The sequence below is a fragment of the Acinetobacter sp. NIPH1876 genome (genome assembly GCF_022808535.1).
Taxonomy (GTDB): Bacteria; Pseudomonadota; Gammaproteobacteria; order Pseudomonadales; family Moraxellaceae; genus Acinetobacter; species Acinetobacter higginsii.
The window spans coordinates 288,856-310,301 of record NZ_JALGBR010000002.1 but is presented as its reverse complement, the minus strand read 5'-3'; the positions used below and the strand labels follow the sequence as shown (position 1 = coordinate 310,301).

Here is a 21,446-nt window from a genome sequence, read left to right as displayed (position 1 = left end):
GTTGATTTTATTTTGAGCGGTTGATGCATTATTTTGAATAAAAGATTTGCCAAGTTGAACTTTTATTTATATGATAGCCGCCATTGGAAGCGTGGCAGAGCGGTTTAATGCACCGGTCTTGAAAACCGACGAGGGTGTGAGTCCTCCGTGAGTTCGAATCTCACCGCTTCCGCCAAATATTTAAATAAGCCCTTGTTTTTACAAGGGCTTGTTTTTTATCTATGATTTTACCCCTCAACCTACCCCTCATCAAACATTGGATTAGGTGATATCTAAAGAGACATCTTTTTACTTATTTGGACATCATATTAGTTGAAAGAAAATTTCTAGTAGAATTCCAAACTGATTTTAAGGTGGGGAATTTTGCAAATATCCACTTTGGTCTTATGCTTGAATGGTCTGTTGTATTTGGTTTTTTACTGTTGCTTATCTTTACTTTCATCTTGGATGAGTTTTCTTGATCTTATACATTCTGTTTATGAGATTTTATCGATTCATAATTATGGGCAGACTGTAAAAAAATAAATCTACCCATATTCTTTAGATGCTTGTAAGTGATGTTAAACCCATAAATTTGATGATACTGGTATATCATACGGACTGTTAAGTTGTCTGCATCCTTACAGATTGATGATCTCATATAAATTTTCTGGTGATAAATTTTTCACCATATCATTTAGACCTTTACTTAGACTTGCTTTACTAAATGTATGTTCATAAAGTATGTCCCTCATACCACAAGTGATAAATATTGTTGCTTTTTTAGGCTTTATGGTTTTTATATCTTTATCATTTTCAAGTAATTCATAAAGCGTTTGGAACAAATCGGAAAAATAATCCATGCCTGTATGATTGATTGAGTTGCGACGATCTTGATTGATAGCATTCTCAATTATAGTTTGGTTTGCAGAGCCGTGAATTTCACTTAGCATAAATTTAGAATAATTCGCTGATTCAAACTGCTGGATGTTACCCTTGTTGATCTTTGTTTCAAAAATTTTATCGTAGTAAATCAGGCTGATTAGCGCAGTAAGAATTGCATCAGCTCTTTTGAGTACTTCAAGTGAATTTGCACAATCATCTAAAATGATGCTCAAGCTATGAATTTTTTCAGAAACCTTATTGTCAATAATAGGCTGGGCATCTGTCCCATTTCTCTGATTATCTAATCTTGTAGCCATAAATTCATGTATAAATTTACTTAAAAGCACAGGCAGATTGCTAACATCCTCTTCTAGATTTAGATGAAGATTTATGAACTTTGAAGGTGGCAAATTGGCATCTAACGGAGAGCATCCAATAAATGATTTTGTGGACTTCTGTAGTGGTGTACCATAAATTTTCAATCCTTTAATTGCATTCCTAACTTCGTGATATGAAGGGACTTGAGTTATATTTGTGCCTTTTATATCTTTGCTATTCTTAAAATTATGATATTCAATATAAATTTTAAGATAATCCAAAAATAGAGATTTAATATCCCAGAATGGTAACAAGTCAGGTAAGAAATACTTTTCGTTCAAAATACGTTTGAGGTTTGTCGAAAAATTGGGGAATTGTGTCCATTCTTCATAACTTTTGATGTTTTCCCAAAATATGCAATAAAGTTCTTCAAATATTGATGTTAGTTCATCTGGTTGAAGTAAATGGTTTAACAAAAATATATCTTCATCCACTAATTGCCTTGTTTGACAATATCCCATTACATGGTTGAGTAACTGTCTGCCAAAGACAATTATCTCTACTTCAATCTTGATTTGCTCAATAGGTAGTGACTTTCTTTCTTTATATTTTTCAGTTAGCAGGTTGACCAGTTGCCTCAATATTACATCCCTAATACGTATTAACTCGTTATACAGATTTGGGAAAGTTGCTTGAAACTCTCTTGCTTTTACAGCTTGCTTTACTAATTTTTGCATTACAGGGTGAGCTATTCTGTAAATTTCATGATCGAAGACGGGATTACTCATTTAAATACGCTACTTAACAATTGTGAATCTTGTTTTGCTGATGTTTCTGAGGATTCTAGAGCATATTTATATCCGAAGACATCCACATCAGGTTTAAATCGGAGTAAACAATGCAAACCTCAGAAACCAAAAAAAATCAGATTCTTAGAATGAAAGGAGTAACAGAATTAGTCTGTTTAAGTAAATCAAGTCTGTATGACAAAATGAACCCGAAATCCAAGAGATATGATTCGTCTTTTCCTCGTCCGATTAGATTGGGACTATCAGCCGTTGGTTGGTTAGAGCAGGACATAATTGATTGGATCAATTCAAAAAAAAGCTAACCAGATTAGCAAGATATCTTTACAACTCTCACATACCCTATTAACCCTTATAACACTGTAATTCCTTGATTTCGAGGTCATGGGATTACAGTGATTTTTACGCCTGACCATTTGTGTTACTTATATGATCAGTATATCTAATAATATTAATTATTATATAAATTGACTTAATTAACAAATTGTTAGGTGTAATTACGTACAGAGAAGTTCATTATTATGAATCAATCATCCTATCTTATGAGTAATAATCAAACACCTGCTTTAGCACATGAATACTTAACACAAGTACCTGAACACTTTCTAAATCAGCAGACTGAAATAACTGATACTGATTCATCTAATCAGCCCATTCAGATTACAGCACCATTGGAAGAGCAACAGTCTTTACTCAATTCAATGTATGAAGAATGCTTCAATGCAGCAGACGATCAGCATTCAAGCTCATTGGCATTGGATTACTTATTAGATTTCAACACTGAATATAACCAATATGAAATTCGATCAAATCCTGAAGCTGAGAAAATATTCTCAGAAATTGAATTAGTAAAACAAATCTTAAAACACAACTATGTGCAGGCTTATCGTAAGATCAAAGGCACTCTGTATCATGGATGGTATGAGCCTATTGATAAAAAATTCATTGAATTATTAAAGCAAATACTCATCCAAGGGTTTGATCCTCTAGAGCATTATGATTGTGAGCATCATAAGATTGTTATGCAAGCGTATAACGAAATTCTAAAGGGTTATTTTCATGCTGATTTTTATCTACATTACCCCAATGATATTATTCAGCTAAGAAATACTGATGGAACAATAACTTCAATTTGTTATGCAGAATTAATTAATCTATTCATTGAACGTTTGTATTTGCTAACTCAAGAAAAGGAATTCAAATACCAACAGAAAAAACGAAGGGAACGTTCCCAATATCAGCAAAAGGTCGCTACAGAATGTGTAGATACGATACTGGCTAAACATTCGAGAATTGTCATTGCTCGTGTCGATTTTCGTTATGGAAAAACACAAAACCCTGAACTTGCCCAAGTCAAAGCAGATTTAATCACATGCCTTCGTTATTTAAAGCGTACTTCAAATTTACGTATATTGGGCTATCTATGGAAATTGGAATTTGCCGAAAAAACGGGCTATCACTACCACTGTTTTTTCTTTCTCGATGGTCGTAAACACTCACAGGACATTAAGTTAGCACAACAGATTGGTGAGGTCTGGAAAAGAGTGATTGGTGATGAGGGGACTTACTATAATTGCAATATTGATGCTCACAATGGCAAATACAAAGATGTCGGTATTGGCACCTTACATCGCAGTGATAAACAAAAATACGAGTATTTGATTAAAGCCATCCGTTATATAACCAAAAGAGACCAATTCATTGTGCATAAAAGGATTAAGCAGGATGAAGAGAATGAGCAAAACCTTAGAAATGATAAAGCCTACTTCATACGTGTATTTGGTAAAAATATTGCTAAGGATGTTGCGATAAAAATGGGTAAATCTCTTAAAAATACTGGTCAAAAGGAGGCATGAAATGACTCATTATTCAGCGACTCCTCAAGCACACTATATACCGCAGACACCAATTATCCCATTCATGCTGGATGTTAATACTCATTTGTTCTTAGGACAGAGTATTCAAAATGCAGCTCAAATTGAAAATGGGAAACTAGCGGTTATGGATAAACGATCACCCAAATGTTTGGATAAGAATTATCGTATATTTTTAAATTCTCTACCTTGGCTGCATTATCACCGTTTGGTATTACATGGATTTCAACTAAATCCTTATTGGGCTGCAATCTTTGATACAGTAGGCTTTTCTCATTACGGTAATATGAATTACCTTGTAGAGAATGCAGAGCTTATTCATGATCAATTTAAACATAAGTTTCTGAAACGACGGATTGCACTGGAATATACAAAATTTATTGAACCAATTAATGAAAGTATTAAATTCCAAAAGGCATTGTTTAAACGTTGTCTAGACAAACATAAGCAGATCAATTGTATGATCTATGATTTACCTTGTATGTTTACTATTCCCTTACAATTTGATGCCGAAGTTAAATTACCAAAACTTGCTAGTAAATGGCTGGAAAGATTACATCAATCCGAAGAATTAGCTGGCAAGCTGTATGATGTGCAATGGCGTATTGTGAAATCACTGAATGGATTTTATTCAGTCCATGCCATCATTTATGTGATTGGTGATGAGTGTAAATATTCTGATTTTATCTTACGGGTATGGAGAGGGGCTTGTTTACACAAGGGACATGAGCTTGTGCAAGGATCACCTTATTTGGTTTGGGAAAAACACTGTTACTTTGCGGACAGTGATATGCGTAGCTACTGGAGTAAACAGCTTGAGTTTCTAAATGGCCCCCTCAAACTTTATCGGTATATGAGTCAGCATATTTCCTATTTATGGCAAAGCTATACAGGGAATATCCCTGCTAAGTAAACTTTTCAAATATAAGGCGCTCTGATTAGAACGCCTTTTTTATGCTTGTATAAATCGCTGTGATTAAATCTCTAAAAATTATAGGTATAGGTCAAACCACTGTTGGTGGTGATGGTCACTTCACGGACATATTCAGCGGAACAGCCCAAGTAGACTTTTGCCACTGAGCCATAGCGCATATTTTGGTAATCGTAAGTGCCTTTGCTTCTGCAATTACCACGGTTGATTAAAACCCCTGTGATGGTGGTTGGCGCATCGTTCAAGGACATGATGTTTAACAAATCGGTATAGCCTGTCATGGAGTATTGTGATTCTTCACGACGGACACGGACTTCAAATTGTTCTTGTACAGTGGGTTCAGTCCCTTCCTCAGCATTATATGACTCATCTTCCAGAAAGGATTTATCAACGGCTGGAAAATCATCTTCAGATTGAGGCGGAGTTTCAGTCGCATCAGCAGTGCTATGCTCACTTGTTTGAGTTGGGGTATCCTTTGGTTTTGGTGCATCGTTACCTGAATTACACGCAGTTAAAGTCAGTAGCAACACACTGGATAAAACAATCGATGGAATAAAATTCATTACACATGCCTATATTTAATCGAATATTGTGATCTACAGGGTTGGGTGAAAGCCCAACTCTGTGTATTTAATTGTTTGGTCAATCAATTTTTTACTTTTTATAAAAGTGGGAATTACTCATCGATCTTTTTAAATACCTTTTCGATCGGCGTGTAGTTTTCCAAGCTAAAATCAAAAGGAATTGGCTTTTTCAGTGTCACATCAAATTGCTTTAATCGAGCATTTTCTATGCCGTTGAAATGTTTGCGTTGAAAGGACATGGTGCTCGGTTCAAGGATGGCAATCGGTTCATTCGCAGAATCAGCTTGAGTGTTGTTGGCCTGATAAATGACTAAGCTCTCTAATTCCAATTTATGATTATTGAAGTTAAAAATGTAACCGACATACTTCTGTCCACCAGCCGTAATAATATTTTGTGCTAACTCTGGCGTGGATGGGGCTGTGAAATTCACAATAAGATCAGATGCGAAATTCATATTCTCAAAATGTAATTGTTTCGAATCAGCATCGTAATAAACAAAATTATCAATCGGACCATTTGGTCGATCATTCGGTGTATAGCTGCTTGGCATAAACAGACTTTGACCAGACGTAGCATTTAAACTGAGTTCTAAAAGCTTCAAGTCATAATTTAGATGGGCATTTTTAGTATCCAACTCATTTTGAAGTGTCTGAATACGTTGTTGATATTGTTCTGTACTCTCAAATTGATCTTTTTGTGGTGGAGTCACCTGCATTGTCGATCTTATATAATTGATTGCCGTATCATGCGCTGCACGCAAAGAATAGTCATCACCTAAAGCAAAAGTGAATGCAGGAAACTGTTGATCAGTATGTCCGATCACTAAAACTTGATTGTTTTTTAAAGCCAGCACATTTCTTAAATCATTGAGAATGGACTGGAAATACACGCAGTTTGCACAATAATCTGCAACATCGTCATTTTCAGCAAACATCTGCAATCCATAGATGGTTTTATACGGTGGATAAAAGGAAAAATACCCCTCATCTTTGATGAGTTCCTGAAAGTCTTCTCCAGTCTTTGTTAGCGGAGGTGTAATTTTATTGCGAGCGATAATCAAAGGAGAAGAAACAGCCTGTGCAGGGACAGCATCATTCAATGACATGTTTTCAATCTTTTGAGATAGTTCTTTATTCTCTACATCATCTTGTTGTGGTTTTGAGCAGCCGACCAACGCAAGGCTGGTGAGCAGCGCAATTGAAATGTATTTCATCCTATTATTTTCCCCATCCAATATTTTTTAAGTTTTTAAAAATGAATTATGAAATTGCCTGTAATTTCAAATACATTTTGCTTGGCTGTCATAGGCTCTAGCGATGCTGTTACTGAGCACAATAAGGACAACCAAAATAAGCTGTGCGATGAATTTCATGATTTTTATCCAGCACAAAACACCACTGACCAAAATGGATGCAGCAGTTAATTGATGCCTTGAGTCAATCAGGACACAGTGAAAGCGTGTGATAAATGAATTGGAATAAAATGCCTGAGAGGCAGAGAAAGTGCAGGGGAATAATAAAGCACAGTAAATTGCGTCATGGTTGACTCCTAGATGAATTAGAAGTTCTACCGAATCACTGTCAATTGATTATGGTGGCAGAACGAAAAGGGGTTGACAGACTGGACATCTAGAACCAGCACGCGCGAACGCGTCCCCCTCCCGTTCTACCGCAAAGGGGGACGAGAAGGTTTTTACACATACAAAGAATACTCAGATGAATAAACTCCGATGCGCTAGATGAGCGGTCTGTCAAAACCGACTGACAATGTAGGTCAGCCCTTGCATCATAATCGCTGCTAAAAAACAGGTCAATTGATCTGTTTAATCATCATTCAAAAATTGCCTAAAACTGATGAAAAAAAACGCATTCTAAAAAAATACAAATACATAGCATCTAATTGAGAACAGTGTTTCTCCATTTGAGATAGCACCAATACATGCTTCAGCTACATTGCAATCATTTTGCCTGCTTCCCCAGCAGGTTTTTTTATTCATTTACAGGAAATACCACAATGAGTTTGCCATGTCCTTATTGCCAGTCCCGAGAGACGGTACTGCTTGAATCAACCCAACATTTACCCAGTACCTCAACCAATAACCCCATTTCCAATAGTGTGATGTCACCGATGGCACTTGCCACATTAGGAGTGAGTGTTTCCAAAAGCCTGAATATTCCTCCAATTGCAGGTGCAATCGTTGGGGTACTGATTGGCGGTATCTGGATGTTGATCACTGAAGATGAACAGCAACAACCGCTTCACCCAACTTATCGCAAACAGTATTACTGCAACAACTGTGACCGCAGCTTTAGCCCGAATTTACGCAATTAAGTATTTAGCAAAATTTAAATCGAACCCTTTTACCCATTCAAAATCGATACAGGAATTATTCTTATGGCACATTTAGTTGAAACTATGGCATTCACTGGACAAACCCCTTGGCATGGGTTAGGCAATGAACTCACACCAAACCAACCCATCGAGGTTTGGGCACAACAAGCAGGCATGGACTGGCGGATAGAATCCTCGGATGTCAATTACATGGCACAGAATGAACGTGGACAAAGCATCATCATGCCTTTTGAAGAACAACGAGTGCTTTACCGTTCAGATACGCATGCACCTTTATCCGTGGTCAGCCAACGCTTTCAAGAAGTCCAACCGATGGAAATCCTACACTTCTACAAAGACCTGACGGAGCAATCAGGCTTTGAACTGGAAACCGCAGGGGTACTGAAAGGTGGCAAGAAATTCTGGGCATTAGCCAAGACTGGACAGACTTCAGCACTCAAGGGTAAGGATGTGAGTAATGGCTATATTCTACTAGCGACGGCTTGTGATGGCACTCTAGCAACCACTGCACAGTTCACCAGTATCCGGGTGGTATGTAACAATACTTTGGCAATTGCTCTCAAAGGACAAAATACCAGTGCAGGTGTGGTTAAAGTCCCACACAGCACTCGTTTCGATGCTGAGAAAGTTAAACAACAGTTGGGTATTTCAGTCCGTGCATGGGATGAACACATGTATGAAATGAAACAACTGAGCCAGCGTAAGGTAACTCAGCAGGAAGCAGCAGCCTTCTTTGATGCGGTGTTTAACAATACCAACCTAACTATGGCTGAACAAGATGAAAGCATCATTCAGTTCTATCGAAATGCTGCTATGCCAAACCAAGGCATCAACACCCCAACCAAAGCGGACAATAAAACCGAGCCAAATGGACGTGCCATGTCGAAAGTCATGACCATGTTTAACGGACATGGACGTGGTGCAGAACTGAGTTCAGCCAAGGATACCGCTTATGGATTATTGTGCAGCATCACCGAGTTCTGTGACCATGAACGTCGAGCGATGAGTACCGATCATCGACTCGATTCAGCATGGTTTGGTGCAGGGGCTGCCATTAAACAGCGTGGTCTGGAACAGGCATTGAGAATGATTGCCTAAATTCAGTTTCAATTAAGCCAGCTCCATTAGCCTAAGCATACAGTAACACCGTACAAGCACAGCAACACCTTTAGCCGCACCCTCATGCGGCTTTTTTATGCCCAAAATTCAGCTTTTACGATTTTATCGATACAGGAATAATTGCAATGAATAGTCATACTCAAATTCAAAACACGCTAAATAACCCACCACTACAACCCTATTTACCGAATCTAAATCAATCCATTCAGCAGATTGAGGTGGGAACCCGAACCAAACGAGATCGACCGAATACGCAACCACGAAAGACCAAAGCCCTTACAGCAAAAAGACTTGCCAACACCAAACAGATGAACTATCAACAATGGTTAGAAGTCAGAAAACAGGGTATTGGCAGCAGTGATGCAGCAACGGCCTGTGGACTGAATCCCTATATGTCGATGCTGGAACTGTGGATGATCAAGACAGGGCGGATGCAACAAAACATCGAGGATGAAAGTGCAGGTTACGCACCCTTGTACTGGGGAAAAAAGCTAGAACCTTTGGTGGCTGAATACTACAGCATGCACACCAATCATAAAGTCCGTCGAGTTAATGCAGTATTGCAACACCCTGATGAAGACAAACAGTTTATGTTGGCGAACTTGGATTATGCTGTAGTCGGTAATGAAGAAGTGCAAATTTTGGAATGTAAAACCGTGGGGGAATATGGCGCAAAACTATGGCGAGATGGCGTGCCTTTATATGTGCTGTGTCAGGTACAGCATCAATTGGCAGTGACAGGTAAACAGGCAGCGCATATTTGTGCCTTGATCTGTGGGCATGAAACCAAAATCTATAAAGTGACTCGTAATGAAACTGTGATTCAGCACATCATTAATGCGGAACGTCATTTCTGGCAATGTGTCGAAACAGGTATTCCACCCAGTGTAGATGCTTCGGATTCAGCAGCTAAAGCCTTGCAACAACTTTATCCTGAACAGATTCCATTAACAGTAGAAGACCTGACCCAAAATGAACAAGCTAATTATTTGTTTAATCAGTTACTAGAGGAGCGACATAAAGTTGAACAACACCAGCAGTATTTTGATGAACTGAAACATCAACTACAAATGATGATGAAAGAAGCAGAGCGAGCGGTATTTACAGGTGGTTCAGTCACATGGAAGAAATCACAAGACTCAATCAGCCTAGACAGTAAATCATTGCTTAAACAGCATCCTGAATACCTACAGCAATTTCCCCAAACCAAAGCAGGAACACGACGCTTTCAGATTTATCCGAATGGTGGATAGGGCTGATACCCAAGTAACCCATTTCAATTTAACTAACACCCCAACCAACTGATCCCATACCCCAAACAAGTATGGGATTTTTTATGCCCAAAATTTATTTATCCAAATTTAAACGCCATTTCAACATCTATATAGAGTACATCATCATGATTAAAGGTTTAGCTATTACCCCACCTGTGTTGGGGCGTATCAGTATCGGCAAAATTGTCGAAAAGAATGGAAAACGTCTGCCTGAAAAAGATGATCAATTTACCATTACCAGCCAAATCCAAAATAAAGATGGGTGGGTCAAACATCCACTGGATGAGCAACTACGTGCCAAAGCGCCCAATCAGAACCAAAAGCTGAGAAGCATTCCAGTCCGCATGATCTTCAATGATCCCGATCTCAACTTAAGAGCAGAGTACAGCCTATTTGACCGCCAAACTGGACGTTTAATCTGTTCAGGCAATGGCGAAAGCTGTCAGCGACTCGGTCAAAATGGCATTGAACAACATCCTTGTCCATCCCCTGATTTATGTCCATTGGCACAGGGTGGATTATGCAAGCCCTATGGCAGACTCTACGTCAACTTAGATGAATCAGATGAGTTTGGTACTTTCATCTTTAGAACCACAGGCTTTAACAGCATCCGCACTTTGGCAGCTCGACTTCGTTACTATCACGCAGCATCGGGTGACTTACTTTCTTGTTTGCCATTGCAATTGACCTTGCGAGGTAAAAGCACCACACAAAGTTACCGTACCCCGATCTACTACGTGGATCTGACTTTACGTGATGGCACAAACCTGAAAGATGCGATTAGTTCAGCCAAACAGATGGATGAACAAAGTAAGACAGCAGGGTTCTATCAGGAGGCTTTGGATCATGTGGCACGGCAGGGTTATGGTAATGCCTGCTTTGAGGTGGGAGGTGAAGAGGGTTTGGATATAGTGGAGGAGTTTTACAGCGTTGAATCTCAAACAGAGCATCAGCAAACGCATGATCTCACTCATGTTCAAGATATTCAGAAAGGCTTACAGCAGTCGGTTCAAGCTCTGAATTAAATACTGTTGGGGGCTAAGAAGCCCCCAACAGTAATATTGCTACTATTTTTTATTAAAAAATTTGAACTACTTATTGAATCAATAAACATTACTTAAGTATCGTTTATTTGGAGGGCGGTAGTACGTTAGGCTTTTGTAACATTAATCCATTTATAACTTTTTGTTGTCTACTATCTTCATTACGTAGTTGTTTATCTTTAGAATGATGGTCTTTATTCTCTTCGACTTTGGTGTCGCCATGATTATGATCAGTGATATTACGTAATTCGGTATCATCTAAGGAGCGAATCGTTTTTGAAGTGCTAGGTTCAGCCCATGATGTCGTATTCAAAAAAATGAAAAATAATAAATTGTACTTCATCCATGAAGTCATAGCGTGATCCTTTTTTACTCAATACCGACTACAGTGGTGATATAACCAGTGGCTAAAAGAATTGATAGACCTAATGACATCTCAAATAAAATGGCATAGCCCAATTGTTTCGCAAATTTCGGGTCTTGTAAGCGAGGTGTGAAATACCATTTGTTAAAGGCTGCTAACAATAAAATACTTAGGACAAATAATATTTTAATAATAAATCCATGCCCATAAGGTGTATTGATTAGAGTATTAAAATCTTTAAAGAGTAATAAAGCAATACTAAGACCACAAGCGATGAGTATTCCTACAATAAAGGCTGCTATTTGCCCAAATAGATGCATACGTTCTTTAAGTGGTAAGCCATTAATTTTTTTGCTTGTTTTCCATAATGGATAAAGCGACCCCATCCATAAGGACATTACAAGTACATGTATTGATAACAAAGCTTGAGCGAATAAGGGTAAATTCGTGACGTGTCCGAGTTGTGAAAAACTTAAAACGATTGGTGTGAGCAGTATGGTAAAGATTGCTCCTTCAGTTTTGGAAATATCAATCGTCCCTTTACTAAGTTTGACTATCATAAATATGAGTAAAAGTGCAAAACTGATTGATCGAATGATAGAGACATGTCCAGTAGGAGTATTGACTAGTATATTTATATAGTTGCTATCCCACATACCTGAAAGGCCAGTGTTGGCAAAACTTCCTATAAGAATGAAGAAGCCGAGAACACTTGAAAAAAGGCCTAAACCTGTACCAATAGTCATGTATTTTAGAATAGTCTCCTTGATTTCAACATAACGTCCAAGTAAGAAATAGCAGAAAGCACCGCCAATAACAAATGCAATCCCTAAATATAAAATGACTTTAACCAACCATGTTGCATATATCCAAGTCTCAGGAATCATATTTTTCTCCCTTTATTATAGCAACATGCCAGCAAGCTGCTGGCATGTTGACTATTTTCACTCATTGTTATTTTGCCGATTTAATAGTGAAATTATATTCACCATTCATGTTATGGCCATCGGTACCCATTGTGGTCCAAACCACCGTATATTTTCCTTTTTTTAGTTTTGGAACCGCTACGTCAAATGATTTTTTCATATCATGAGTTATTTGGTAGTTCAAAGGGATATCCTTACGTTGGGCATCAAGTAACTTAACGTTCATTAGCATGACTTCTTCACCAAAATTGAGTGTTATGTTTTTTGGTTGACTTGCTACAGAAGCATTGATCGCAGGAATTGCACTTTCAAGTTTCACGTGTGCAAATGCACTTGAAGCAGTAACAATCAGTGTTGCACCTACGAGAGTGTTACGTAGAGCTGACATTTTATTTTTGAAAATTTTCATTTCTTCATCCTCTTTAAACTAATCTTGGGCTCAGTAATGACCGAATGAAATGCATCAATTGGTTGCTTGGTCATCACCTTTCTCATGCTTATTATTAAAGGATGAGAGAAACATCCCGATGACTTCAAAATTACATTTTTGTCATTTTAAAAATTAAAAAACCACAAGTGGTACACTGGCTTTAAAGAAAACAATGATCACTAAACAAACTAATAAGAGGGAGTCTATTTCCATCTTAATGAAATTATTAATTTAAAAAATTAAATATGAAGGAGGCTTTTATGGACCATCATCATGAAAACAAAGTACTCAATAACAGACTTACTGACCCTGTCTGTGGTATGACAGTTACAGAAGCATCCAAGTTTTATGAAGAAGTTAAAAATAGAACTTTTTACTTTTGTAGTGAGAAATGCCACATAAAGTTTAAAAGTGATCCTCATTTTTATATTACTAAAGTTGAGAATGTAGTTACGTTAAAAGAACCACAAAAGAGGGATGGTGAGGATTCAAATGAAGTTAATCAGCCTGCTCATGTTAATACCTTCACGATATACACTTGTCCAATGCATCCTGAAATTAGACAGAACCATGCGGGAAATTGTCCGATCTGTGGTATGTCGTTAGAGCCTTTACTTCCTGACTTAGATGACGCTGATGAAAACCCAGAACTCAAGAATTTTAAGCATAGATTTTGGTGGACCTTACCGCTAACCATTATTGTAGTTTTCTTAGCAATGTTTGGTCATCAATTGAACTGGTTCGAAATGCAGGTGCAAAGCTGGATTGAACTTTTTCTTACCTTGCCAATAGTTTTTTGGGCGGGATGGCCATTTTTTGTTAGATGTTGGCAGTCAATCTGGAATCGGAGTCCAAATATGTGGACCTTGATTGGAATAGGTACAGGAGCTGCTTTTATATACAGCCTTGTTGGAACAATAGTACCTCAAGTATTTCCAGACTCATTTGTATCTATGGGGCGTGTTGCTGTGTATTTTGAGGCGACCGCAGCGATTATTTCTCTCACATTGTTAGGTCAAGTGCTAGAGTTAAAAGCACGTTCCCAAACTTCAGCGGCAATTAAATCCCTACTTGGGCTAGCACCTAAAACAGCAAGAAAAATCAGTGTTGATGGTATAGAAGAAGATATTCCACTATCTCATGTACACGTAGGCGATTTATTACGGATACGCCCCGGTGAAAAAGTTCCTGTTGATGGAGTCATTACAGAAGGTTCAAGCTCTGTAGATGAATCGATGTTAACTGGTGAACCTGTGCCAGTTACAAAACGTGTGGGTGATCAAGTCATTGGTGCAACAATGAACATGAATGGTTCATTGGTGATGCGATCAGAAAAAGTTGGATCATCAACCGTACTTTCTCAAATCGTGCAAATGGTTGCTCAGGCTCAACGTTCAAAAGCACCTATGCAGCGGATGGCGGATCATGTTGCAGGACGATTTGTTATGGGGGTTATAGGTATTGCTGTTCTAACTTTTTTGGGGTGGGGGCTATTCGGACCTGAACCTAGTTGGGTTTATGGATTAATCAATGCAGTAGCTGTTTTAATCATCGCATGCCCATGTGCTTTGGGATTAGCTACGCCAATGTCAATTATGGTAGCAACAGGGCGAGGTGCATCAAATGGAGTACTTTTTCGAGACGCTGCCGCAATAGAGAATCTACGTAAAATTGATACATTGATTATTGATAAAACAGGAACTTTGACAGAAGGACAACCATCATTCAATAAAGTAGTAGCCACTTCAGGATATGAAAAGAATGAAGTCCTCCGTTTAGCTGCGAGTTTAGATCAGGGCAGTGAGCATCCTTTAGCAAATGCAATTGTACGTGCCGCCCGTGAGCGAAATCTTACTTTAAGTAAACCTACTTCATTTGAATCAGGTTCAGGTATTGGTGTTAATGGAGAGATAAACGGACAAAAATTAGCGCTAGGCAATACGGCACTGATGAAGCAATTAGGGATATCTGTTAACACTCTTATTCCACAAGCAGAGGTATTAAGAGCTGAAGGTGCCAGTGTTATGTATTTGGCAGCCGATGGAAAACTGCTAGGTCTTCTGGCAGTTTCAGATCCAATCAAAGCAAGCACTCCAGAGGCCCTTTTATCGTTGGAAGACTCAGGTTTAAGAATCATCATGGCAACAGGTGATGGGCTAACTACAGCAAAATCAGTTGGGGCTAAGTTAGGAATTAGTGAGGTTTATGGTGAGGTTAAACCTGCTGATAAATTAGATTTGGTCACAAAATTGCAAAAAGAAGGGAGAATTGTTGCTATGGCTGGTGATGGAATTAATGATGCACCAGCCTTGGCTCAAGCTGATATTGGAATCGCAATGGGCACGGGTACTGATGTAGCAATGAATAGTGCCCAAGTTACATTAGTAAAAGGTGACTTACGTGGTATTGAAATTGCTCGTTCTTTATCAGAGGCAACTGTTAAAAATATGAAACAAAACTTGATGTTTGCTTTCCTCTATAATGGATTAGGTATCCCTTTGGCTGCTGGTGTACTGTATCCATTTACTGGCTGGTTACTCTCGCCTATGATTGCTGCATTAGCAATGAGCCTAAGCTCAGCATCGGTAATTGGTAATGCCTTACGATTACGTCATCAAAAATAATCACGACTTACCACTCATTAGCGTAAGTTAATGAGTGGTAAGCATCATTAGAATGAGTGCTTAATAACCGAGATATCACTAATTTTTAAAGATAATTTTAAAAGAAATATGTCCCTCGTTATAAGTCGCTTGAATGGAAGCTCCATGCACATCAAGAATAGATTTGGTAATTGCTAAACCAAGGCCAGTACCTTCTTCAACTCTCTGTCTAGATACATCTGTTCGATAAAAACGATCGAATAACCGATTAAGTTGTTCTGATGATAGTGGGGAGCTTTCATTTTCAATGATGAATGTTGTTGTATCAAAGTTTTGTTGGCATGTGATTTTGATGACCGAATCTGATTTGCCATATTTAATTGCATTCGATAACAAATTACTTAAAGCGCGGCGTAGCATTAAAGGATCACCTTTTATACTACCTGAACCACTCTGTTCGAGTGACATTCCCTTTTCAGCAGCGATAGCATCATAAAAATCAAATAATGCTGAAACTTCTTTAACTAAATTAACCTGTTGTAGGTTAGGTAAATGTAGACCATGTTCTGCTTTTGCCAAAAATAGCATATCAGAGACCATGCGAGCTAAATGCTCAAACTCTTCTAAATTTGAAAATAGAACTTCCTGATAAGTATTAATATTTCGACTACGAGATAAACATACTTGAGTTTGAGTCATCAAATTGTTAATAGGTGTTCTTATTTCATGAGCAAGATCAGATGAAAAATCTGAAAGTTTTTCTACTGCGGCTTCTAGCCGATCTAACATATCATTAAAAGCGACAGCCAGTGATTTAAGTTCGGTTGGAGTATTTTCGACTTCTAAACGTTCAGAAAGATGTTGGGCTGAGATACCCTCTGCTACTTTTGCCATTTGTTGTACTGGACGTAGCCCTCGCCATGCTGCGAACCACCCTAAGAACATTAAACAAATTGTACCCACAAATCCAATGTATAAAAGTTGACGTCTAAAGTCATTTAAGAAATGTAGATGCTCAGAGGTATCGATTCCAACAATAATCTGAGCTGATATAAACGAGTCATTATGATCAAAAGTCTTTTTATAAATTAAGCCACGATAAGTCTTATTTTTAATTTTCCATTCAAGCCATGGATCTTGTTTTGATTTGTTGAGTGCTTGGGGATGAATTACTGATGGTGCTGAGCTAAAAATAACTTGACCTGTTGGACGTTCAATCTGAACAATCAGATCGTGATGTCCAATTAAGGCATCTTTTAAATATAAATTTAGTTCTTGAGAGTTAGATGGGTTCTGTTCAAGTAGATTCTCTATAAGTTGAATTTTGCCTTCTAATTGAGTTCGGTCTTGAGCTTCAAAATGATGCATTACGAGCTTGTGAATAACCAACCCCATAATCATTAAGATGATAACAGTAGAAAGAGAAAAGATGATTGCTATACGAAAGCTGATTGCATTAAACAATTTACGAGTCATCTTCTACCTCTAAAACATACCCCATTCCACGTATGTTCTGTATCAGCTTTGGGCTAAAATTACTGTCAATTTTACTGCGCAAACGTTTGATAGCGACTTCTACAACGTTGGTATCACTATCAAAATTCATGTCCCATATTTGAGAGGCAATGAGCGTACGAGGTAATATCTCACCACGTCTACGCATAAATAATTCCATCAGCGCGAATTCTTTAGCTGTTAAGTCAATACGTTGCCCAGCGCGAGTGACGCGGCGTTTACGAAGATCAAGTTCAAGATCAGCAATTGTAATAAGGTTACTATCTTCTTTTTGTTGTCCCCGTCGGAGTAAGCTTTTAATTCGTGCTAATAACTCAGCAAAAGCAAAAGGCTTGACTAGATAATCATCAGCACCTAAATCCAAGCCTTTCACACGATCTTCAATTTGATCACGTGCTGAAAGAAAAAGAATAGGCATAGTTTTGCCACTTTTTCGGATATCATAAATGATATCCCAACCATCTAGCTTTGGAAGCATCACATCTAAAATGATGAGGTCATATTCTTCGGAAAGCGCTTGATGTTTACCAGATAATCCATCCGTTACCCAATCCGTTATATACCCAGCTTCAGATAGACCTTGTTTAAGGTAGTCACCGGTTTTTTGTTCATCTTCAACTAGTAAGATTCTCATTGATAAAAATCCCATATCACTCATTAAGAACATAATAACGTTATAAATACGTGATTCGTTGTAGATTACAAAAATGTCATTTTCATGTCACATAGATGTTTAGTGAAGGCCTTTAAGGTATTTACATAAAGTTAATTTTTGGAGCAAAACATGAAAACTCTATTCAGCCGTAGCTTAACCACTCTTATGTGTGTTGGTACTTTAATTGTAGGAACTCAGTCTTGGGCAGCAGATGTGAAACAAGGAACTACAGTTGTGTCTGAAATTAAAGCCGATTCAAAGACGCAAGAGAAATGTCAAAAACCTTGTAATATGAAGAATGATGATAAAACCCAACAGGATCATAGTCAGCATGAGCATGGTAACATGACGGATATGTCTCAGATGGATCATTCTAAGATGATGAATATGGGGCAATCTAAAATGAGTAATATGGATAATTCCAGTATGATGAACATGGACCACTCAAAGATGAACATGTCAAATACATCAAATAAATAACAAATACGATAAATGAAAGATCGGGGGAAATTAAAGCGAATAATAGGTTTGCTTGATTCTCCCATCCTTATATTAGATAGGTGAAATAAATGTCTACAAAATTAACGCATGTCCTTTTAATAGGAGTCGGTTTATTTTCATCAACTTGGGTTGTGGCAGCAGTTAAAGAATATGATTTAACAATCGCTGAGCAAACGGTGAATATCACAGGTAAGCCTTTAAAACGAATTACGGTTAATGGGAAATTTGTTGCACCTCTTCTTGAGTTTGAGGAAGGTGATGATGCTATTATTCGTGTCCATAACAAGCTAAAAAAACAAGATTCTTCTATTCATTGGCACGGGTTAATTCTACCGGGCATCATGGATGGCGTACCCGGATTTAATCAGTTTGACGGTATTGCCCCTAATAAGACCTACGAATATAAGTTTAAGGTACGCCAAAATGGTACCTATTGGTATCATTCGCATAGTAAAGGTCAAGAACAAGAGGGCTTGTATGGTCCGTTAGTCATTTACCCCAAAAATAGGACACCTTTAACTGTAGCTGAGAAAACAGATAAGGATTATGTCGTATTACTTTCAGATTTTCATGATTCAACTAGTGATAAAATCATGAATAATCTAAAGAAAGAAGCTGACTATTATCAGAACCGTCGTGAAACTGTTTTTGATGTTTTTAAACAAATTAAAAAAGATGGTTTAAAAGCAACATGGCAAGACCGTTCGATGTGGAACCAGATGCGAATGCTCAAGACAGATATGTCTGATGTGACAAAATATACTTTTTTGATGAATGGTAAGACTCCAGAACAAAATTGGACTGGTAATTTTAAGACGGGTGAAAAAGTACGTCTTCGGTTTATTAATGCCTCAGCAATGTCATTCTTTGACGTCAGAATCCCTAACTTGAAAATGACGGTAGTCAGTGCAGATGGGCAACCAGTGAAACCTGTTCCGGTTGATGAATTCAGAATAGGGACGGCTGAAACGTATGATGTTATTGTAGAACCCAAACAATCAAATTATCAAATTGAAGCAGAATCAATTGATAGGAGTGGTTTTTCAGTTGGTTCCTTACATGATGAGAATACTCCTCCAATAAATCAAATCAAAATGCCGAAGTCACGTCCTCGTTCTTTATTAACTATGGAAGATATGGGGATGGGGCATGATATGTCTTCTATGGCGGGCATGAATCACGACATGTCTTCAATGAAAGGCATGGATCATGATATGTCGCCTATGACAGACAGCTCAAAAGATCAGTCAATGTCTGGAATGAACCATGACATGTCTTCAATGAAAGGCATGGATCACGATATGTCGTCTATGACAGACAGCTCAAAAGATCAATCTATGTCAGGTATGAACCATGGCATGCAAATGACTACATCTAATGCACCTACACAAGAAAAGAATGGTGATGTTGTATATGGCTGGGCAAATGCTTCAACACCTGTTGGTCAAAAAGCACTTCAATATAGTGACTTACAATCTTTAAAGCCTCAACCAGATACTCGTGCCCCTGAACGTGAAATGGAAATCCGTCTTGGTGGGAACATGGAGCGCTATATTTGGACAATTAATGGTAAGAAGTTTAATGAAACAGAACCATTCAAAGTGAAATACGGGGAACGTATACGCTTGAAATTTGTGAATGACAGTATGATGGCTCACCCAATGCACTTGCACGGTATGTTTATGCAGCTTGAAAATGGTCAAGATCCAAGTAATATGCCAAATAAACACACGATCATTGTGCCACCGGGGAAAACAGTTACAACTTTACTTACTGCTGATGAATTGGGTGAATGGGCTATCCACTGCCATTTGTTATATCACATGGCAGCTGGAATGATGAACAAACTCATTGTGGCAAATGTAGATAGCAATGATGATGATACGAAAAGTATCGTTGCCCAACCTCAAACTAGCCATGAGGGAGTGAATCAACATGCACATCACTAAACAGTTATATTCAAAAACAATTTTATCTGTTGCTTTAATTGGCTTAGCGGGTATGGCATTTGCGAATGATAATTCGACTGAAAATCTAAATAAGAGTACGTCAAGTATGAGTGTGCTTTTACGCGAATCAGGCGGATTAGGCTATGTTGAACGTAATACTGATCAAAAGTCTTCAAACAGCAAAGGGTCTGAAACTTTAGCTTTTAGCCAAAATCATATGAACGAGCATGGTGGGCAAATTTATCAGACAACTAAATTTTCCAATGAGTGGATAGTTGATAAAGATGGAAAGGGCAGCTTAGGTTCGAGTTTCGAGGCATTGATTGGAACAGATGAAAATCGAATGTTTGTTGAAGCTAATATGAATAAAGCGGAGAGTAATGATCCCAAATATGATGTATCAGCTCTTTACAGTAGAAATGTTGCACCATTTTGGGATGTACAAGCTGGGGTAAGGTATAGTGAGGACAAAAATAACCGTAATAGTAATCGCATTGATGGCGTTATTGGATTATTAGGCCTTGCACCTTATTTCTTTGAGACAAAAGCCTACCTTTATGGTGGTGAAAATAATTTTTGGGGAGCCAGTTTTGAGTTTGATCGAGATCTATTACTCACTCAAAAGCTAATTACTCAGCCATATATTGCAGCAGATATTGTGTTTAATGATAATTCTGATTTTGCTACAAAGTCAGGTTTGTCTGAGTTAAAGACAGGTCTAAAAACTCGTTACGAGATTAATAAGCGTATAAGACCATTTGTTGATGTCGCTTATCAATATGAAAAAGGACAGAAATTAACAACTTTTCAAGAAGCTACAAATTCTGAAAAGGGGTGGTTATACGGGGCAGGTATTGAATTAGTTTTCTAAATATTTTATTAAGAATGAATAATGGTGATATTCCATTATTCATTCTTAATTATTTTAAACTTACGGATAACCCTTCAAGTACTTTACAAGAGTTAATTTCCAAAAAACCAGAGCATTTGCTTCTTAAATCAGAAAGTTGTTGCTTAAGCTGAATCTGTTTTTGGATATTCTGCTCTAATTGATGAATATGTTTATCAACTAAGATGTTAATAGAACTACAGTTTCCACAAGGTTTGTCTTTGTATGCTAATAAAATTTTTATTTCGTCCAAGCTCATATTCAAAGTTCGGCAATTAAGAATAAATAGAAGTCGCTCTAAGTGGTCTTTGTTATAAAGTCGATAATTAGCTTCCGAACGATTAGGGGCTAGTAATAAAGCTTCTTTTTCATAAAACCGTATTGTAACAACAGGGCAACCGGATAGCTGAGATAATTCACCAATTTTTAAGTTCATTTCAAGTCACCT

General features: G+C 37.8%; 20 protein-coding genes and 1 tRNA gene. 12 read left to right on the top strand and 9 right to left on the bottom strand.

The features are described 5' to 3' along the window. Window positions 1–85 precede the first annotated feature (85 nt). Window positions 86–175: transfer RNA gene (locus tag MN869_RS03715), tRNA-Ser, on the top strand. 445 nt (window positions 176–620) lie between these two features. Here the strand turns inward: MN869_RS03715 and MN869_RS03710 are convergent. Continuing rightward, window positions 621–1,970: a hypothetical protein gene (locus tag MN869_RS03710; RefSeq protein WP_004801557.1), complete on the bottom strand. Its 1,350-nt coding sequence runs from the start codon at window positions 1,968–1,970 to the stop codon at window positions 621–623. 110 nt (window positions 1,971–2,080) lie between these two features. Between MN869_RS03710 and MN869_RS03705 the strand changes: the two genes are divergently transcribed. The 3 genes from MN869_RS03705 to MN869_RS03695 all read left to right on the top strand — a co-directional run bounded on the left by MN869_RS03705 (window position 2,081) and on the right by MN869_RS03695 (window position 4,775). Then, complete coding sequence (locus MN869_RS03705) at window positions 2,081–2,293, top strand: AlpA family phage regulatory protein (protein WP_004699696.1); 213 nt, start codon at window positions 2,081–2,083, stop codon at window positions 2,291–2,293. 216 nt (window positions 2,294–2,509) lie between these two features. Continuing rightward, the gene (locus tag MN869_RS03700; RefSeq protein WP_004699698.1) at window positions 2,510–3,844 is read left to right on the top strand and encodes an inovirus-type Gp2 protein; all 1,335 of its coding nucleotides are present in this window, start codon (window positions 2,510–2,512) and stop codon (window positions 3,842–3,844) included. 1 nt (window position 3,845) lies between these two features. Next, window positions 3,846–4,775: a hypothetical protein gene (locus MN869_RS03695; protein WP_004699700.1), complete on the top strand. Its 930-nt coding sequence runs from the start codon at window positions 3,846–3,848 to the stop codon at window positions 4,773–4,775. 71 nt (window positions 4,776–4,846) lie between these two features. Here MN869_RS03695 and MN869_RS03690 read toward each other — a convergent pair whose 3' ends face one another. Together MN869_RS03690 and MN869_RS03685 are read right to left on the bottom strand one after the other, a co-directional pair. Beyond that, window positions 4,847–5,356 (bottom strand): hypothetical protein, encoded by a 510-nt coding sequence (locus tag MN869_RS03690; RefSeq protein WP_004699703.1) that lies wholly within the window; start codon window positions 5,354–5,356, stop codon window positions 4,847–4,849. 113 nt (window positions 5,357–5,469) lie between these two features. Beyond that, the gene (locus MN869_RS03685; protein WP_005003187.1) at window positions 5,470–6,591 is read right to left on the bottom strand and encodes a hypothetical protein; all 1,122 of its coding nucleotides are present in this window, start codon (window positions 6,589–6,591) and stop codon (window positions 5,470–5,472) included. Window positions 6,592–7,391: 800 nt separating this feature from the next. Between MN869_RS03685 and MN869_RS03680 the strand changes: the two genes are divergently transcribed. From MN869_RS03680 to MN869_RS03665, 4 genes are all read left to right on the top strand, one after another. Further along, the gene (locus MN869_RS03680; protein WP_004801552.1) at window positions 7,392–7,709 is read left to right on the top strand and encodes a hypothetical protein; all 318 of its coding nucleotides are present in this window, start codon (window positions 7,392–7,394) and stop codon (window positions 7,707–7,709) included. 63 nt (window positions 7,710–7,772) lie between these two features. Next, entirely contained in the window at window positions 7,773–8,828 is a 1,056-nt protein-coding gene (locus tag MN869_RS03675; protein ID WP_004801549.1) for a DUF932 domain-containing protein, read from the top strand. Window positions 8,829–8,974: 146 nt separating this feature from the next. Further along, window positions 8,975–10,102, top strand: a complete 1,128-nt coding sequence (locus tag MN869_RS03670) for a lambda-exonuclease family protein (protein ID WP_004801545.1) — start codon at window positions 8,975–8,977, stop codon at window positions 10,100–10,102. 146 nt (window positions 10,103–10,248) lie between these two features. Next, on the top strand, window positions 10,249–11,148 hold the full coding sequence (locus MN869_RS03665) for a hypothetical protein (protein WP_004801544.1): 900 nt from the start codon (window positions 10,249–10,251) through the stop codon (window positions 11,146–11,148). Window positions 11,149–11,251: 103 nt separating this feature from the next. Here the strand turns inward: MN869_RS03665 and MN869_RS03660 are convergent, their stop codons facing one another. From MN869_RS03660 to MN869_RS03650, 3 genes are all read right to left on the bottom strand, one after another. Continuing rightward, window positions 11,252–11,521 carry a hypothetical protein gene (locus MN869_RS03660; protein WP_004722342.1) on the bottom strand — a complete coding sequence of 90 codons (270 nt, stop codon included), beginning with the start codon at window positions 11,519–11,521 and terminating at the stop codon, window positions 11,252–11,254. Between the two features lie 14 nt (window positions 11,522–11,535). Then, complete coding sequence (locus MN869_RS03655) at window positions 11,536–12,417, bottom strand: CopD family protein (RefSeq protein WP_004801541.1); 882 nt, start codon at window positions 12,415–12,417, stop codon at window positions 11,536–11,538. Between the two features lie 67 nt (window positions 12,418–12,484). Further along, window positions 12,485–12,865: a copper resistance protein CopC gene (locus MN869_RS03650; protein WP_004722340.1), complete on the bottom strand. Its 381-nt coding sequence runs from the start codon at window positions 12,863–12,865 to the stop codon at window positions 12,485–12,487. Between the two features lie 281 nt (window positions 12,866–13,146). On the opposite strand from MN869_RS03650, the gene MN869_RS03645 reads away from it, so the two are divergent. Next, window positions 13,147–15,510, top strand: coding sequence for a heavy metal translocating P-type ATPase (locus MN869_RS03645; protein WP_005003192.1), 2,364 nt, complete (start codon window positions 13,147–13,149; stop codon window positions 15,508–15,510). 78 nt (window positions 15,511–15,588) lie between these two features. Here MN869_RS03645 and MN869_RS03640 read toward each other — a convergent pair whose 3' ends face one another. Next, entirely contained in the window at window positions 15,589–16,965 is a 1,377-nt protein-coding gene (locus MN869_RS03640; RefSeq protein WP_004801537.1) for a heavy metal sensor histidine kinase, read from the bottom strand. Continuing rightward, entirely contained in the window at window positions 16,955–17,638 is a 684-nt protein-coding gene (locus tag MN869_RS03635; protein ID WP_004722337.1) for a heavy metal response regulator transcription factor, read from the bottom strand. Before MN869_RS03635 ends, MN869_RS03640 begins: the two co-directional genes overlap by 11 nt. Before the next feature lie 150 nt (window positions 17,639–17,788). Here MN869_RS03635 and MN869_RS03630 point away from each other — a divergent pair, with 150 nt between their 5' ends. From MN869_RS03630 to MN869_RS03620, 3 genes are all read left to right on the top strand, one after another. Further along, the gene (locus MN869_RS03630) at window positions 17,789–18,139 is read left to right on the top strand and encodes a hypothetical protein (protein ID WP_004801531.1); all 351 of its coding nucleotides are present in this window, start codon (window positions 17,789–17,791) and stop codon (window positions 18,137–18,139) included. An 89-nt stretch (window positions 18,140–18,228) separates the two neighbouring features. Continuing rightward, entirely contained in the window at window positions 18,229–20,109 is a 1,881-nt protein-coding gene (locus MN869_RS03625) for a copper resistance system multicopper oxidase (protein WP_005003194.1), read from the top strand. Next, a complete protein-coding gene (locus tag MN869_RS03620) occupies window positions 20,096–20,980 on the top strand; it encodes a copper resistance protein B (protein ID WP_004801527.1) in 885 nt (294 codons plus the stop codon). The genes MN869_RS03625 and MN869_RS03620 overlap by 14 nt, the downstream gene beginning before the upstream one ends. A gap of 49 nt (window positions 20,981–21,029) precedes the next feature. Here the strand turns inward: MN869_RS03620 and cadR are convergent, their stop codons facing one another. Next, window positions 21,030–21,434 carry a Cd(II)/Pb(II)-responsive transcriptional regulator gene (cadR, locus tag MN869_RS03615; protein ID WP_004699715.1) on the bottom strand — a complete coding sequence of 135 codons (405 nt, stop codon included), beginning with the start codon at window positions 21,432–21,434 and terminating at the stop codon, window positions 21,030–21,032. Window positions 21,435–21,446: the final 12 nt, after the last annotated feature.

What these genes read in the sequence shown, in the direction of transcription:
- MN869_RS03645 (WP_005003192.1), top strand. Translation starts at nt 13,147, where the DNA reads ATGGACCATCATCATGAAAACAAAGTACTCAATAACAGACTTACTGAC.
- MN869_RS03630 (WP_004801531.1), top strand. Translation starts at nt 17,789, where the DNA reads ATGAAAACTCTATTCAGCCGTAGCTTAACCACTCTTATGTGTGTTGGT.
- MN869_RS03620 (WP_004801527.1), top strand. Translation starts at nt 20,096, where the DNA reads ATGCACATCACTAAACAGTTATATTCAAAAACAATTTTATCTGTTGCT.
- MN869_RS03650 (WP_004722340.1), bottom strand. Translation starts at nt 12,865, where the DNA reads ATGAAAATTTTCAAAAATAAAATGTCAGCTCTACGTAACACTCTCGTA.
- MN869_RS03685 (WP_005003187.1), bottom strand. Translation starts at nt 6,591, where the DNA reads ATGAAATACATTTCAATTGCGCTGCTCACCAGCCTTGCGTTGGTCGGC.
- MN869_RS03625 (WP_005003194.1), top strand. Translation starts at nt 18,229, where the DNA reads ATGTCTACAAAATTAACGCATGTCCTTTTAATAGGAGTCGGTTTATTT.
- MN869_RS03655 (WP_004801541.1), bottom strand. Translation starts at nt 12,417, where the DNA reads ATGATTCCTGAGACTTGGATATATGCAACATGGTTGGTTAAAGTCATT.
- MN869_RS03635 (WP_004722337.1), bottom strand. Translation starts at nt 17,638, where the DNA reads ATGAGAATCTTACTAGTTGAAGATGAACAAAAAACCGGTGACTACCTT.
- MN869_RS03710 (WP_004801557.1), bottom strand. Translation starts at nt 1,970, where the DNA reads ATGAGTAATCCCGTCTTCGATCATGAAATTTACAGAATAGCTCACCCT.
- MN869_RS03670 (WP_004801545.1), top strand. Translation starts at nt 8,975, where the DNA reads ATGAATAGTCATACTCAAATTCAAAACACGCTAAATAACCCACCACTA.
- MN869_RS03705 (WP_004699696.1), top strand. Translation starts at nt 2,081, where the DNA reads ATGCAAACCTCAGAAACCAAAAAAAATCAGATTCTTAGAATGAAAGGA.
- MN869_RS03695 (WP_004699700.1), top strand. Translation starts at nt 3,846, where the DNA reads ATGACTCATTATTCAGCGACTCCTCAAGCACACTATATACCGCAGACA.
- MN869_RS03640 (WP_004801537.1), bottom strand. Translation starts at nt 16,965, where the DNA reads ATGACTCGTAAATTGTTTAATGCAATCAGCTTTCGTATAGCAATCATC.
- MN869_RS03690 (WP_004699703.1), bottom strand. Translation starts at nt 5,356, where the DNA reads ATGAATTTTATTCCATCGATTGTTTTATCCAGTGTGTTGCTACTGACT.
- MN869_RS03665 (WP_004801544.1), top strand. Translation starts at nt 10,249, where the DNA reads ATGATTAAAGGTTTAGCTATTACCCCACCTGTGTTGGGGCGTATCAGT.
- cadR (WP_004699715.1), bottom strand. Translation starts at nt 21,434, where the DNA reads ATGAACTTAAAAATTGGTGAATTATCTCAGCTATCCGGTTGCCCTGTT.
- MN869_RS03700 (WP_004699698.1), top strand. Translation starts at nt 2,510, where the DNA reads ATGAATCAATCATCCTATCTTATGAGTAATAATCAAACACCTGCTTTA.
- MN869_RS03675 (WP_004801549.1), top strand. Translation starts at nt 7,773, where the DNA reads ATGGCACATTTAGTTGAAACTATGGCATTCACTGGACAAACCCCTTGG.
- MN869_RS03680 (WP_004801552.1), top strand. Translation starts at nt 7,392, where the DNA reads ATGAGTTTGCCATGTCCTTATTGCCAGTCCCGAGAGACGGTACTGCTT.
- MN869_RS03660 (WP_004722342.1), bottom strand. Translation starts at nt 11,521, where the DNA reads ATGACTTCATGGATGAAGTACAATTTATTATTTTTCATTTTTTTGAAT.